Consider the following 14,284-nt stretch of genomic DNA (forward strand, 5'->3'; position numbering starts at 1 on the left):
GCCCGACTGATTGCAGTCGCTTGAGTGTAGAGAGCAAATTATGTCTGTCGATAACAATGCAGTAGAGCTCAAAGCCAACGCTGTAGAGCTCAAAGCCATAGTCTCCAAAATGGTCGATTATGAGAGCCTGGCCACTGAGCTTAAAGCCAGTCTCGGCGAGAAAGCGGTAAGCCGTGACCCGGTGCGCCGCTTCGCCTGGTCAACCGACGCCAGCTACTTTCGCATAGTGCCCGAAGTGGTGGTCCACGCCGACAATCTTGAGCAGGTTCAGGCCACCCTAAGCCTGGCCCGCAAGCACGGCGCTCCTGTGACCTTCCGCGCCGCCGGCACCAGTCTGTCTGGCCAGGCCATCGGCCCTGGGATCCTGTTGATGCTCGGCCATGACGGCTTCAGAGCGGTAAAGGTGAGCGACGATGGCACCAAGGTCACTCTGGGGGCTGCGGTAATCGGCGCTGACGCCAACGCGGCGCTCAAGCCGCTGGATAAAAAAATCGGCCCGGATCCCGCCACCCTTGCCTCGGCCATGATTGGCGGCATAATCAACAACAATGCCTCAGGCATGTGCTGCGGCACCGCGCAAAACAGCTATCAGACGGTCGCCTCGATGAAACTGGTGCTCGCCGATGGCACGGCGCTGGATACCGGCTGTGAATCCTCGAAAGAGCGCTTCCGTCAAAGCCATGGTGAGCTGCTTGATGGCCTTGCTACGCTTGCAGCCATGGTCAAAGCCAACGACCCTCTCGCCGCTCGCATTCGTAAAAAATACGCCATTAAAAACACCACTGGCTACAGCCTCAATGCCCTGGTGGATTTTCAAGAGCCCTTCGATATTTTGAATCACCTGATGGTGGGCAGCGAAGGCACCCTGGCGTTTGTAGATGAAGTGACCTACCACACAGTGGATGAAGCCCGCTTCAAGGCCTCGGCCATGGCGGTGTTCTTTTCCATGGAAGCGGCGTCGAGCGCCATTCCGTTTTTGATTGGCGACAGTGTCGCCGCCGCCGAGCTGCTGGACTGGGCCTCTATCAAGGCTGTGACCGGCAAAAAAGGCATGCCTGTATGGCTTAAGGACTTGCCCGAAGGCGCGGCAATTTTGCTGATTGAGTCCCGCGCCAGCGATGCGCAAACGCTTAAAGCCTACACCGACGAAGTGATCGGCAAGATTGCCCATATTCCTACCTGGCAACCCATTGAATTCAGTACCGATGCAGCCGTTTACAGCAAGTACTGGGCGATGCGCTCGGGGCTGTTCCCGATTATTGGCGGTGAGCGGCCCAAGGGCAGCTCGGTCATTATCGAAGACGTGGCCTTTGAGGTGCAACATCTGGCGGCGGCCGCCCGGGATTTAACGGCGCTGTTCCATAAACACGGCTATCCCGAAGGCGTGATTTACGGCCACGCGCTGGCGGGGAACTTCCACTTTATCATCACCCCCACCTTCGCCACCCAGGCCGACATCGACCGCTTCCACGGCTTTATGCAGGATGTGGCCGAGATGGTCATCAACACTTACGACGGCTCAATGAAGGCCGAGCACGGCACCGGCCGCGCAGTGGCGCCCTTTGTGGAAATGGAATGGGGCAGCGATGCCTACACCCTGATGAAAAACATCAAGGCGCTGTTTGACCCAACAGGTATGTTAAACCCCGGCGTTATCCTCAACGACGACACCCAGGTGCACGTGAAAAACATTAAGCCCTGCCCGGTGGTGGACGACTTGGTGGACAAGTGTATCGAGTGCGGCTTTTGTGAAAAGACCTGCCCGACCTCGGCCCTTAACCTCACCCCAAGGCAGCGTATCGCGACCCTCAGGGAAATCAGCCGCCTAGAGCAAACTGGCGACAGCGCCGCTGCCGAAGAGCTTCGCGCCGCCGCCAAATACGATGTGGTGGATACCTGCGCCGCCTGTCAGCTGTGTACCATCGCCTGCCCGGTGGACAACAGCATGGGACAGCTGGTCCGCAAGCTTCGCACCCCCTACATCAGCACCACAGAGCAAAAGGTACTGGACTTCCAGGCCAAGCACTTTGGCGCCGTGAATCAGGTGATAAGCACAGGTTTCGATGCCCTTGGCGTTATCCATCGCATCACAGGCGACAGCCTCACCTCAGGCTTGATGAAATTCGGCCGGATGATCTCCAAAGAAGTGCCCTACTGGGACCCAAGTTTCCCCAAAGGCGGCAGCCTGCCGAAGGTGTCAGCGCCCAAGCCCGGCCGCGAAACCTTGGTGTATTTCCCCGCCTGTGGCGGCCGCACCTTTGGCCCCACACCACTCGATACCGACAAGCGGCCGCTGCCTGAGGTGGTGGTAACTGTGCTTGAGCGCGCTGGCTACAATGTGGTGGTACCCGAGCACGGTCGAAGCCTGTGCTGCGGCCAGATGTGGGAGTCCAAGGGCGATTTCAAGAATGCCGATGCCAAGCGGCTCGAGCTGATTGAGGCACTGAAAGCCAAATCCGATAACGGCAAGCTCAAGGTCCTTGTCGATGCGCTTTCCTGTACCAAGCGCACCCTGGGCGGCGATCCGGATATTGAAGTCACGGATCTGGTGGAATTCCTCCATGATGAGGTGCTGCCGCGTCTGACTCTGAGCCCCAAGGAGGCGGTTACCCTGCACCTGGGCTGCAGCGCCAAACACCTCAAGGTGGAAGATAAGATGCAGGCCATCGCCCAGCTCTGTGCCAAACAGGTGCACCGTCCTGCAGGTATCGACTGCTGTGGCTATGCCGGTGAGAAAGGCCTCTACAAGCCTGAAATCAACGAAGTCGCGCTTCGAAACATCAAAAAGCTGCTGCCGGTTGGTGTGAAGGAAGGCTACTACGCCAACCGTATGTGTGAAGTTGGCCTTGGCAAGCACAGCGGCATCCCCTACCGCCACCTGGTGTATCTGGTGGAAGAATGTAGCCGCGGTAACTGATCCGCGCGTTAAGCCTCATCAAAAAAGGTCGCAACATTGCGGCCTTTTTCATTTTAAAATCAATAAATTAAAACCTTTGCATTTTTGCAAAAAAGCAACTTCGCATTTACTGAAATACCACTGTTTTGAATGGGGTTTTAGGCCTATAGTGAAATGCCATAGGGGATATGCATCTTTGGCATACCCCTTTGAATGTCCACAGAGGCCGCCTCAGCGGCCCGCTAAATTGCATGTCGGCAAATGGGACCAAAACGATGAAAATAGCCCTCTTCACGCCTTGCCTGGTAAACCAGATGATGCCCGAGGTTGCAGTGGCAACCCTGTCGGTACTGGAAAAACTGGGTCACCAGGTGATCTTCCCCCAAGGCCAAACCTGCTGCGGCCAACCCATGACCAACTCTGGCTGCTTCAACGAAGCCAAAAACACCACCATGAAACTACTGAACGCCTTCAAAGGCGTGGAGTGCGACGCCATTGTCTGTCCGGCGGCGTCCTGTTTGGTGGCGGCCAAAGAGAACTTCCATGAATTCGATAAAAGCGCCGAAGCCAAAGCCGTTATCGACAAGCTGTTTGAACTGACCGAATTCTTGCACGATGTGGCGCCCGTAACGGCCTTCAGCAGACCGCTCAATAAAAAGCTCAGCCTGCAGCTCAGTTGCCACGGCATCCGCATGCTGGATTTGGCCGCGCCCACTGAGTACATGGGGCCGCGCTACAACAAGATGGAAGCCCTGCTGTCGCGCATCGACGGCGTTGAGATTTGCTACCCGGAGCGGCGTGATGAATGCTGCGGCTTTGGCGGCACCTTCAGCGTGGATGAAGGCTCAGTGTCTGCCAAGATGGGCAAAGACAAGGCCCAGGCCCACGCCGACACAGGCGCGGACTATGCCGTGGGCTTTGACCCCAGCTGCCTGATGCACCTCGATGGCACCATCCGCCGTAAATGCCTTGCCATCGAAACCCGCCACCTTGCCCAAATCCTTGATTTGGCGCTGTAACGGAGGTCGTCATGGAGCGAAAAGTACAAACCCATGCCAAGGCGGCCGAGATTTTCTGCCGCGATGAGAGTCGGGTCGATTGGCACTCCAAAGCCCTGTGGGTGCTGCGTGAAAAGCGTGACCGCGCCGCCGGAAGCCTGCCCGAGTGGGAGGAGCTGCGCGCCCTTGGCTCCCAAATCAAGCTGCATACCTTAAGCCACCTTGGTCAGTATCTGGAAACCTTTGAGGCCAACTGCCTCAAGCGCGGCATTCAGGTGCACTGGGCCAAAGATGGCGCCGAGCACAACCGTATTGCGCTGGAGATTTTAACGCGCCATCAGGTGAAAAAACTGGTGAAGTCCAAATCGATGCTCACCGAAGAGTGCCATTTAAACCCCTTCCTCGAAGGTCATGGCATTGAGGTCATCGACACCGACCTTGGCGAGCGCATTATTCAGCTCAATCACCAGCCGCCCTCGCACATTGTGGTGCCTGCCATCCACATGAAAAAAGAGGAAGTGGGCGAGCTGTTTCACGACAAGCTTGGTACGCCCAAGGGTGAGAGCGATCCAACCCGCCTGACCCGCGCCGCCCGTGCCCACCTGCGGGAGCAGTTCCTGAGTGCCGATGCAGCCATGACCGGGGTTAACATGGCCGTGGCCAGCGAAGGCGCCGTGATTGTGTGCACCAACGAAGGCAACGCCGATATGGGCGCCAACCTGCCTAAATTGCAGCTGCACTCCATGGGCATCGACAAGATAGTGCCGGACATGGACAGCGCCGCGGTGCTCCTTAGGATGCTGGCCCGTAATGCCACAGGTCAGCCAATCACCACCTATTCCAGTCTCTACCGCGGCGCCAAAGCCGGCGGCGAGATGCACATCATCATTGTGGACAATGGCCGCAGCGAGATGATGCGCGACAAGATTTTGGGCGAAGCGCTCAAATGTATCCGCTGTGGTGGCTGCCTCAACACCTGCCCTGTGTACCGCCGAAGCGGCGGCTACAGCTATGGTCACACCATCCCGGGCCCCATTGGTATTGCCGTGGGCGCCGATGAAGATGACACCCATTCCAGCCCCTGGGCCTGTACCCTGTGTGGCTCCTGCAGCTTTGTCTGCCCCACCAAGGTGCCGCTGGACAAGATTATTTTCCACCGTCGCCGTCTCTACGCCGAGCGTGGCAGCCTGCCCTATGGCAAAGGCAGCTACATGCCCCTGGTCGGCCGTTTTATGGCAAGCGAAACCCTGCTGAACACAGGTATGGCAGCGGCGCGCACTGCGCTGGCCATTCTGCCCCACAGCCTGCTCAAACCCATGAGTGGCGCCTGGGGCAAATACCGTGAGCTGCCCACAGCGCCGGGCTCAAGCTTCGAGGGTTGGCTTAAGAAAAATCGGCCGGAGCTTTTGGTAAAGAGCACCAAGAACAGCAAGGGGGAGAACTGATATGTCCAAGCAAGCCATTCTCGATGCGCTGAAAACCTCCGCCATGGCGGATGTGGCCATGCCTGAGCTTAAAAGTATCGGCAATCAGCTGTCCCAGGCCGAGCTTGAAAGCCGCCTTGAAACCAACCTCGCCACAGTGGCTGGCAAACTGGAGCCGGGCGGCATTGAGGCGTTAAAGGCGCACACCCAAAGCCTGATGGCACAAGGCAAAGTCGTGCTCTCCCTCGTAGACGGTGTGCCCGGCAACCGTGAGCTGACCGCTTCCCCCCACGCCCTGGCGGATGTGGATTTTGCGGTTATCCCCGGCGAGCTGGCAGTGGCAGAAAACGGCGCTGTCTGGGTGACGGAAGCGGCGTTAAGCCAGGGTGAGCTGGCCGCCCGCATTGCCCCTTTTATCTGTGAAAACCTGCTGCTTGTGGTGCGCCGCGATGCCATAGTCGCCGACATGCATCAGGCCATGGGCCGTATCGGTAAGCTTGAAGATGAACTGGGCTTTGGAGTCTTTATTGCCGGACCATCCAAAACCGCCGATATCGAGCAAGCCCTGGTGGTGGGCGCCCACGGTGCCTGTAGCCTGGGACTATATTTGATTTAGCGCTCGCTTTCGAGAAACAAAAACGCCGCGAATTCGCGGCGTTTTTATTGATGCTATCTTTCTACTCGAAAATCCAGCCTGACTGAGCTTTCTGCTTTCACCGGCTTGCCATCTTCAAACTTGGGGGCATAGCGCCAAGCTTTCAGAGCCTCCATCGAGGCCTTCTCAAAGCCCTTGCCACCCTCTGAGTCGAGTACTTTGGGATCGCGCACAATCCCCATTTCATCTACCGTAAAGCTGATTTCAGCCCAGCCGTTTTTGCCTCGCCGGGCAAGTTCCATTGGATAGTCGGGTTCACGTCGAAAAAGCGGCGTCTGCTGCTGATTTTCATCCCACGGCTTCATACGGCCAATGGCAATGCAATGCTCGGTGGAAAGGTCCGATTTACCCATCAGCTCATACAGCTCAACCAGACGACTGTGGGCGCCCAGTGCATAGGGGTGCGTATAGTCAAATATTTTATATTGCTCAATCACTTCGAGAAACAGCGGCTCGGCTTTTCTCAGTTTGCGATTGCCCATATGGGCACCGGCCAGCATGTAAGTTGCTTCAAGGCGCACGGCACTGTTGGCGGGGTAATTTTCGGCAAAATATTCGTGCGCATCACGGATATAGCCATAAACCGCTGAATTGTAATACTCGGTACGGGAAAGACGCTTGTAGGCGTTCATGCGGGTATAGGCAAGCAAATCCGCCTTACCGGACGCTTTGGCAAGCACCAACGCACGCTGATAGGCATTTTTTGCCGTTTTGCTGTCGTTGGTGACATCACCCAGCACCATCAGCGGATCAATCAGATCAACGGCTTCCTCACCAAATCGTGCTTCATAGCTTGCCAGACTGAGGCTGGCAATCTCGGTGGCACGCTGACGATTCAGCTCATAATCACCGGAATTGTCGTGTCTGAGCGCTCTGGCCAGATTCAATCCCAGGTTGGCGTAATCCACACTGTCTTTGCCAAATTTCGCCTCGCCCAATGTGTAGGCCTGTTCGGCAAAACTGCGTGCATCGATGTTATTGCCGGTTTCCAAAGCCTGCTGATAGCTGTTGTAAACATCGGAAAACTCATCGGCAACTACCAGAGGCGATACCGCGTTAAGGGCGAACAGGAGCGGGGCAATTTTCCCTATTGCTTTCATTGTTATAATTTCCTTTTGTCGGCCATATCACAAACCGCCATCGAAATTATCACAATCACCACATGGCACAAACAAATCAGGCCGATTTGGTATCAATCTTTACCATCTGGTTCAGCATCCATACAGTAAGGCAGGCGCTGACGCAGGCAAGCGACACCCACACCCCCGGCACACCAAAGGCCCAGGCGAAACTGTAGATGACCAGGGCAATCAGCACCAGCTTGGTGCCGGTGAGGATGGAGGCCTCCTTCGGCCGGTTAATGGCCTGGAAGAAACTGGCGCCTACCAGAATCATGCCTTCGAACGGCAGTCCCCAGAAATAGAGCCGCATGCCTTCGATGGCGACCGGGCTTAAGGCCGGATTATCACCGGCAAAAATATACACCGCCCACTCTGGCTTGCCATAGACAAACATCAGCCCCAGGCCTGCGGTGAGCAGGGTCACCATCATGGCGAGGTTACGGGTCTTTCTCACCCTGTCATAGCGCCCGGCACCGGCATTAAAGCTGAGCACCGGCTGGGAGCCAAGGGCGATACCCTCAAAAATCAGATAGAAAAACGCCTCGGTATAACTCACCACGCCATAGGCGGCCACGTGCAGCGGCGTCCCCACCCACAGAAGCGCTGTGTTGTGCAGTGTCAGCACTATCGATAAGTACAGGTTCATTAAAAGGCTTGGCAAGCCTACTCTGGCAATATTGAGGCAGTTATCCAGTGTCAGCTTCATCTGCTGCCAATCGATTCGAAGCTGAGTGCGGGGGGAGAAAAAATGCTGCAAACACAAAAGCCCAGTCACCGCCTGGGACAACATGGTCGCGATAGATGCGCCGGCCAGACCATAATCCCACACCACGATAAACAGATAATCCAGCAAGGTATTAAGCACACCACCGCCTATCAGTACCCAGGTCACAAAGGCTGGTTTGCCATCGTTACGCAGCAGCGTGGTAAAGGCCATGGAAATCAGCGGGAAGATACACAGGGCAAAGTACCAGAACAGGTAATCATGGGCGCTTTGGAGCACCTCGCCCTCAGCGCCGAGCCATATCAGCAATTGCCTGGCACTGACTGAACCGACAATGGTGAAAAACAGCGCCGCAAGCAGCACCAAACTGAAGGCGTTGCCCAGCAGCTGTCGCGCCTTATCGGTTTTCCCTTCCCCCAGACGCATCGACATCAGCGCACCGGCACCCATGCCAATCATGGCACCTACTGCATAGAGCAAGGCGCCCACAGGATACGCCAGCATAATGCCCGCAAGCCCGGTTTCACCAAGGAAATGGCCGACAAACATGCCATCAATGGTGACATACACCCCCGTCACCAGCATGGAGGCGATTGTGGGCAGGGTGTAGCGCCAGAACAGGCGATGGATGGGCGCATCCAGCAGGGCTTGGGTATGGTTCATGTGTTATTTATTGCGCTTTATGATTGTTATTTTTTACATTGCCAGCGGCGATTGTAGCGGATGAGCACTGAGATTAGCCAGCGTTTTGCCGCCGTCCTGCGCGCAGGATCTGCTTTTCGATGGCATCCCAATCCAGACGCTCACGGCTGATAAACTCGATTCGCGAGTCCAGCGCATCATCAAGCTCTGCCAGGTTCAGCTCTGTCTCCAGGCGGTTGATGGCCAATATGCCATCTGCGGTAATCATCACTGCTTTAAGCCGCAGGCTCGGGGTTGCCTCGCAGAGGGACATAAGTGCATCGAAGTCAAAACACCAATCGGCCGCAAAGCACCAGCCACAGGCATACAGCCCTTCGCCCTGATGGGGCTTGCGTACAAAGCCCTGCGGATTAAAGTCCATGGGGGAATCATCAAGCTGGACATCAAACAGGCTCACGGCAGGCCTGCTGAAGGCCAGCCCGGCAGCTTGAAACCGGCTCTTTTGGGCGCTTTTCGCGCGCAGTAGGGCGCCCGAAGGCCTATCAAGCATCTCAAGCAAAGATGCTGCAACGGGCTGCTCACGGGAAAACGCCATCATGCTCGCATCCGGGTTGATGGCACTCAAATACTCAGCCAGCGAGCGCAGCGGCGCTTCGGCGTAGCAATCGGCTTTACTTGCCAGCACCATATCGGCCATCGCCATTTGCTGGTTAAACAGAGCATGCTCTGTGTATCTATTGTCGGCCAGATTGCGCGGGTCAACCAGACACACGCTGCTTTTGAGTTCAAGCACGCCGCGGTATTCATCGCTTTGCAGGGTTTGCAAAATATTGGCAGGATGACCAAGCCCTGTGGGCTCAATCAACAATCTGTGGGGTTTGGCCTTTTTCAGCAGCCCGGCAATAGCCACTTTGGTGGGCACACCCGCCGCACAGCACAGGCAGCCGCCCGGCACTTCGCGAATGGCCACGCCATCTGCCTCACCCAGCAGCGCCCCATCGAGGCCGATTTCACCAAACTCATTCACCAGCACGGCCCAGCGTTCATGCCTGGGCTTTTGAGCAAGCAAACATTTGATAAAGCTGGTTTTACCCGCGCCTAAAAAGCCGGTGATTATATTGACCGGAATATTGGCAAGCAGCATCTCAGGTCTCCCTGTACATCGAAACGCCAAAACGGCAAGTGTACCTCAGCAAGCCTGAAGGCGACACGTGCGGATTATTTCTGCCAACCGCTCCGGCCACTGTTGCTCCTGCCCTTCTCTGAGCTTCGTGCCGGGCGCTGATCTTTGCCAGGTCTGTCGCTGCTTCGCTGCCTGGACTTCCCCGGGCCCTGGGGGGCTTTTCGTGTAGATGGCCGCGCCGATGTATTTGCTGATTTGGAATTTCGGCCCTGCTGATTGCCGCTTTGTTGATTGCCGCCCAGCTGATTGCGATAACGCTCCGGCAGCGGATCTTTAGGGCCGTAGCCTGCGGGCGTCACCGCTTCGGGCAAGCCCGGGCATACCGCAGCCAATTGGGCCAGCCCGGCTTTATCGTCCCGCTCCAGCACCACAATGGCGTGACCTGCGTGTCCGGCGCGGGCACTGCGCCCCAGTCGGTGCAGTAAATCTTCTTCACTGTGGGGCATCCCAAGGCTTATCACCACCGGCAGCCTGGCAATATCCAGCCCTCGTGCTGCCACATCGGTGGCCACCAGCAAACGCACGGCACTGCGCTTGAACTCATCCAGCCCGCGACGGCGGGCGCCCTGGGTTTTATCGCCATGGAAGGCTTCGGCGCGAAGGCCATCGAGCTTAAGCTCCCGCACCAGGTTGTTGGCGCTGTCCTTGGTGCCAACAAACACCAGGGTTTGCCCGTAATTACGCTTGCCCACCAGCTCCGCCAGCCACTCGGCCCAGCGGCGCCTGTCTAGGTGAAACAGCTCGACTGACAGCTGCTCTGGGGTGGTGCCTGTGCCTGCGGTTTCCACGGTTACGGGCTCGCGCAGCCAGCGCTTGGCCAGTGCGCGCTCACGCTCGCCAAAGCTTGCAGAAAAAAGCGCCGATTGATGAGCGCCAAGGCGGGTGCGGATTTTATCGATAGCCGGGGCAAAGCCCATATCCAGCATGCGGTCGGCCTCATCGAGCACCAGATAGCGCACCGCATCGAGGGAAAGGCCAAAATGACAAATCAGATCCCACAGTCTGCCCGGCGTTGCCACCAGCACGTCCACGCCCTCAGCGAGGGCGCGGGTCTGGGCACGAATATTCACCCCGCCATACACCGCGAGCGCCACCAATTCGCTGTCGCCGGCATAACGATTGACACTGACCGCCACCTGCTCGGCAAGCTCGCGGGTAGGCACCAACACCAGGGCCCGCAGCCTTGCGGCCGCCCTTGAGGCATACAGCGCGTCCAATTGCAGCCGCTGTGCCGACTGAGACTCGACCGGCGCCAGAGGGTGCCTTAGCAGCTGCTCAAGGATCGGCAAGGCAAAGGCCGCCGTCTTCCCACTGCCGGTCTCGGCGATGGCCAGCACGTCGGCGCCCTTCAGCATGGCAGCGATGGCCTGGGTCTGAATGTCGGTGGGCGTCTGATAACCCAGGCGGCTGACCGTCTCGGTGAGTGCCGGGCTTAGCCCGAGGGATGAAAAAGTCATGGCGTGTTCGCAGCTGTTGGGGTGAAGAAACCGAGGCGGCAGTATAGTCCCCCGGGACGAAATGGCAATCGGCAACTGCGGCAGATAAATCCACCTTGCTCAGGCTGCGCCCTGTTTACTGTTGCAGGCTGGGTGCAGTGGCTTCCTTCACAGGCGCTGCCAGATAGCGCGCTTCAAACTCCTGTGCCGTTACGGGTTTGGAATACAGGTAGCCCTGGCCGTAATCGCATCCCATGGCCAGCAGAATGTCGCGCTGGGCGGCGGTTTCCACCCCTTCGGCAATCACCTTCATGCCCAGCTTATGGGCCATCACGATAATGGCTTCACACAGGGTGCGGTCGCTGGAGTCCTCCTCCAGATTGCGGGTAAAGGACTGATCGATTTTAAGATAATCGATATCGAACTTTTTAAGATACGCCAGAGACGAGTATCCGGTACCAAAGTCATCCAGGGACACCTGAATGCCCGCATCGCGGTAAGCCAGCAGTTTTTCCGATACCCCGGATGAGGCATCCAGCAGCAGCCCTTCGGTGATTTCGATGCAAATGCCGCCCTGGGTAAGTTCCAGCTCTTTGAGCAGTTCCACCCAGCGCTCGAAGTTTTCCCCTTCATCGCGAAACTGCACCGGCGATTTGTTGACGCTGAGCTGAATGGGTTGACCAAACTTGCGCTGCCAGTCCCGGCTCTGACGGGCGGCATTTTCAAACACCCAGGTGCCGATTTCCAGGATAAGCCCGGTATCTTCGGCCACAGGAATAAATTCCGCCGGCGACACAAAGCCGCGCTCCTCATGTTGCCAGCGCAGCAAGGCCTCTGCCTTGTGCACCGCCCCGCTGGACATCTGCACTATCGGCTGGAAATACAGGGTAAATTGCTGCTGCTCAACCGCCAGACGCAGATCCTGAATAAGCCGCATCCGATAACGGGCGTATTCCTGCATGGAAGGCGTGAAGTAATTGAAGCGGTTGCGGCCTTGCTCCTTGGCCGCGTACATGGCCTGATCGGCGTGTTTGAGCAGCGCCTCACGGCTGTTGGCATCGTCCGGAAACAGGGTAATACCGATACTGACGCTGATGTAAGCGGTGTCCTGCCCAAGCAGATAAGGCTCGGCCACCGCTTTTAAGATTTTGCTGGCCACCCGCTCCACACCCTGTGGGTCGTGGATATCGCGGATTATCACAGTGAACTCATCGCCGCCGAGGCGCGCCACCACATCCGACTCGCGTACACAGCCGCGGATCCGCTCGGCGCACTCCACCAGCAGTTTGTCACCCATATCGTGGCCCAGGGTGTCGTTCACCTCTTTAAAGAAATCCAAATCGAGGAACAGCAACGCAAAGTGACTGTGCTGCCGCTCCGACAGGGCAATTTCTTTATCCAGATAATCCAGCAACATGCGCCGGTTTGGCAGGCCGGTGAGAGGGTCATAGTTGGCCTGTTGCCAAATCAGCTGCTCCTGCGCCTTTTTCTCGGTGATATCCGAGAACAGCGCCACCCGGCGATAAGGGCGATTGTAGCTGTCGTAAATGGTATTCACGGTCAGCCAAATCAGGTATTCCTCGCCATTTTTGTGCTTTTGCCACATCTCCCCCTGCCAGCGGCCAGAGGTTTGCACTTCGCGGTTAAGCTGATCGTAAAAGTGCTCAGGGTTACGGGGATAATTAAGCAGGCTGATATGGCGCCCCAGTACCTCATCTTCGCTGTAGCCGGTGATGTCGGTAAAAGCGGCGTTGATGGTGATGATATTGCCCTTATCATCCATCACGCTCATGGCTTCACTGGAGTTGTTGTACACAGATGCCGCCAGCTCCAATTGCTCCTGGCTGCGACGGGCATCTGTGATATCCACGTGGATACCGCACATCCTCAGCGCCTTGCCGTCGACATCTCTGTGCATCACCCGGCCTGTGTCCCGCACCCAGATCACCTGTCCGTCTTTGCGGCGAATACGGTATTCGAGGTTATGGTTCTGGCTGTGGCCGTTAAGGTGTAAATCGAGTGAGCGCAGCAGTTTAAGGCGGTCATCCGGGTGCACCGCATCGACCCAAATGCGGTTGTTATCTATCATTTCAGCCATGGATACGCCAAGCATCTGGGCGCAGCGCTCGTTGCGCACCACTATGTCGGACTTAAGATCCCAGTCCCAAAAGCCCAAATCGCCGGAGGCCAGCACCAACGCAAGCTGCTCGCGACTGGCCCGCACCCGCATTTCCGACAGGGTCTGATCGCTGATATCCATAAAGCCGGCTATCACCAATTGCACCTTGCCGCCGCTGCGCTTGCAGGCCACCGTCATATGGGTGTGCACCACGCTGCCGTCTTTGGCGTAGAAACGTTTATTGATTTCGTACTGGTCGATACTGCCCGCCAGCATACGGTGGAACTGCTCCAAGTCCTTGGCCAAATCATCCTCGTGGGACATTTGCTCCCAACTGAGGCCAAGCAGCTCTTTTTCGGTGTATTTCAGCATCTGGCACAGGCGTGGATTCACCTTAATCCAGCGCTTGTCCACCGAGGTGATGGCAATGCCGATATTGCCGACGTTGAACTGGGAACGAAACAGGAAGTCATCCTGTAATTTGATTTTCTCATCGCGCTCGATTTCGATGCGCCGCGCCAGCAATCTGGCCAGCAGCATGGTCGCCAGCGGGCAAACCAGCAGCACAGGCAGTGAGATGGCCGACAGCAGATCCCAGGCCACACCGAGGGGCATGATAAACATGCTGCCAAGCACACACAGATGCACCAGCACACCCAGCACCAGCAGTTGTAACAGGGGGATATGAGCGAGGTTGTCTTTCCAGCGCAGGCGCCACAACAGACCTAGACCTGCGCTGAAAACAATACCGGCAATGCCGGCAAACATTGCCTGACCGCCAATGCTGACCCGAAATGCAGCGGTCATGGCGGCGGCAATAATGGTTGGTACGCCGCCAAAATACAGGCCACTGACACTGAGCAGCACCGCGCGGGTATCGAAATAAATGCCTTCGGCGAACTCATAGGGGGTCGACATAATGGTCATGCCAATACCGCCGATGACCACACCAAGCAGCACTCGCCACAGCCCAAGCAGTCTTTGCTGCTTCAGCCATGGTATGGCATCGTAGATAAACACCAGCGCCAGCAATAGCGCGGCGTTTTCCACCAGCGGGAACAGAATACCCTGATCCATTGTCTGCCT

9 protein-coding genes are annotated in these 14,284 nt (G+C 57.0%); 4 read left to right on the forward strand and 5 right to left on the reverse strand.

The features are described 5' to 3' along the window. Window positions 1–109 precede the first annotated feature (109 nt). From STH12_RS11035 to STH12_RS11050, 4 genes are all read left to right on the forward strand, one after another. Window positions 110–2,917 carry an FAD-binding and (Fe-S)-binding domain-containing protein gene (locus STH12_RS11035; protein WP_126169495.1) on the forward strand — a complete coding sequence of 936 codons (2,808 nt, stop codon included), beginning with the start codon at window positions 110–112 and terminating at the stop codon, window positions 2,915–2,917. Between the two features lie 254 nt (window positions 2,918–3,171). Then, window positions 3,172–3,915, forward strand: coding sequence for a (Fe-S)-binding protein (locus STH12_RS11040; protein ID WP_126167600.1), 744 nt, complete (start codon window positions 3,172–3,174; stop codon window positions 3,913–3,915). Between the two features lie 11 nt (window positions 3,916–3,926). Then, window positions 3,927–5,339 (forward strand): lactate utilization protein B, encoded by a 1,413-nt coding sequence (locus STH12_RS11045; protein ID WP_126167601.1) that lies wholly within the window; start codon window positions 3,927–3,929, stop codon window positions 5,337–5,339. A 1-nt stretch (window position 5,340) separates the two neighbouring features. Further along, on the forward strand, window positions 5,341–5,934 hold the full coding sequence (locus tag STH12_RS11050) for a LutC/YkgG family protein (protein ID WP_126167602.1): 594 nt from the start codon (window positions 5,341–5,343) through the stop codon (window positions 5,932–5,934). Window positions 5,935–5,987: 53 nt separating this feature from the next. Here the strand turns inward: STH12_RS11050 and STH12_RS11055 are convergent, their stop codons facing one another. From STH12_RS11055 to STH12_RS11075, 5 genes are all read right to left on the reverse strand, one after another. Continuing rightward, on the reverse strand, window positions 5,988–7,073 hold the full coding sequence (locus tag STH12_RS11055; protein ID WP_126167603.1) for an energy transducer TonB: 1,086 nt from the start codon (window positions 7,071–7,073) through the stop codon (window positions 5,988–5,990). 76 nt (window positions 7,074–7,149) lie between these two features. Next, a complete protein-coding gene (locus STH12_RS11060) occupies window positions 7,150–8,481 on the reverse strand; it encodes an MATE family efflux transporter (RefSeq protein ID WP_126167604.1) in 1,332 nt (443 codons plus the stop codon). A gap of 73 nt (window positions 8,482–8,554) precedes the next feature. After that, window positions 8,555–9,604, reverse strand: coding sequence for a CobW family GTP-binding protein (locus STH12_RS11065; RefSeq protein ID WP_126167605.1), 1,050 nt, complete (start codon window positions 9,602–9,604; stop codon window positions 8,555–8,557). 74 nt (window positions 9,605–9,678) lie between these two features. Then, window positions 9,679–11,100, reverse strand: a complete 1,422-nt coding sequence (locus STH12_RS11070; RefSeq protein ID WP_126167606.1) for a DEAD/DEAH box helicase — start codon at window positions 11,098–11,100, stop codon at window positions 9,679–9,681. A gap of 115 nt (window positions 11,101–11,215) precedes the next feature. Then, window positions 11,216–14,275, reverse strand: coding sequence for an EAL domain-containing protein (locus tag STH12_RS11075; RefSeq protein ID WP_126167607.1), 3,060 nt, complete (start codon window positions 14,273–14,275; stop codon window positions 11,216–11,218). Window positions 14,276–14,284 lie beyond the last annotated feature (9 nt).

Origin of the sequence: Shewanella khirikhana, assembly GCF_003957745.1 — a bacterium.
GTDB classification, from domain to species: Bacteria; Pseudomonadota; Gammaproteobacteria; order Enterobacterales; family Shewanellaceae; genus Shewanella; species Shewanella khirikhana.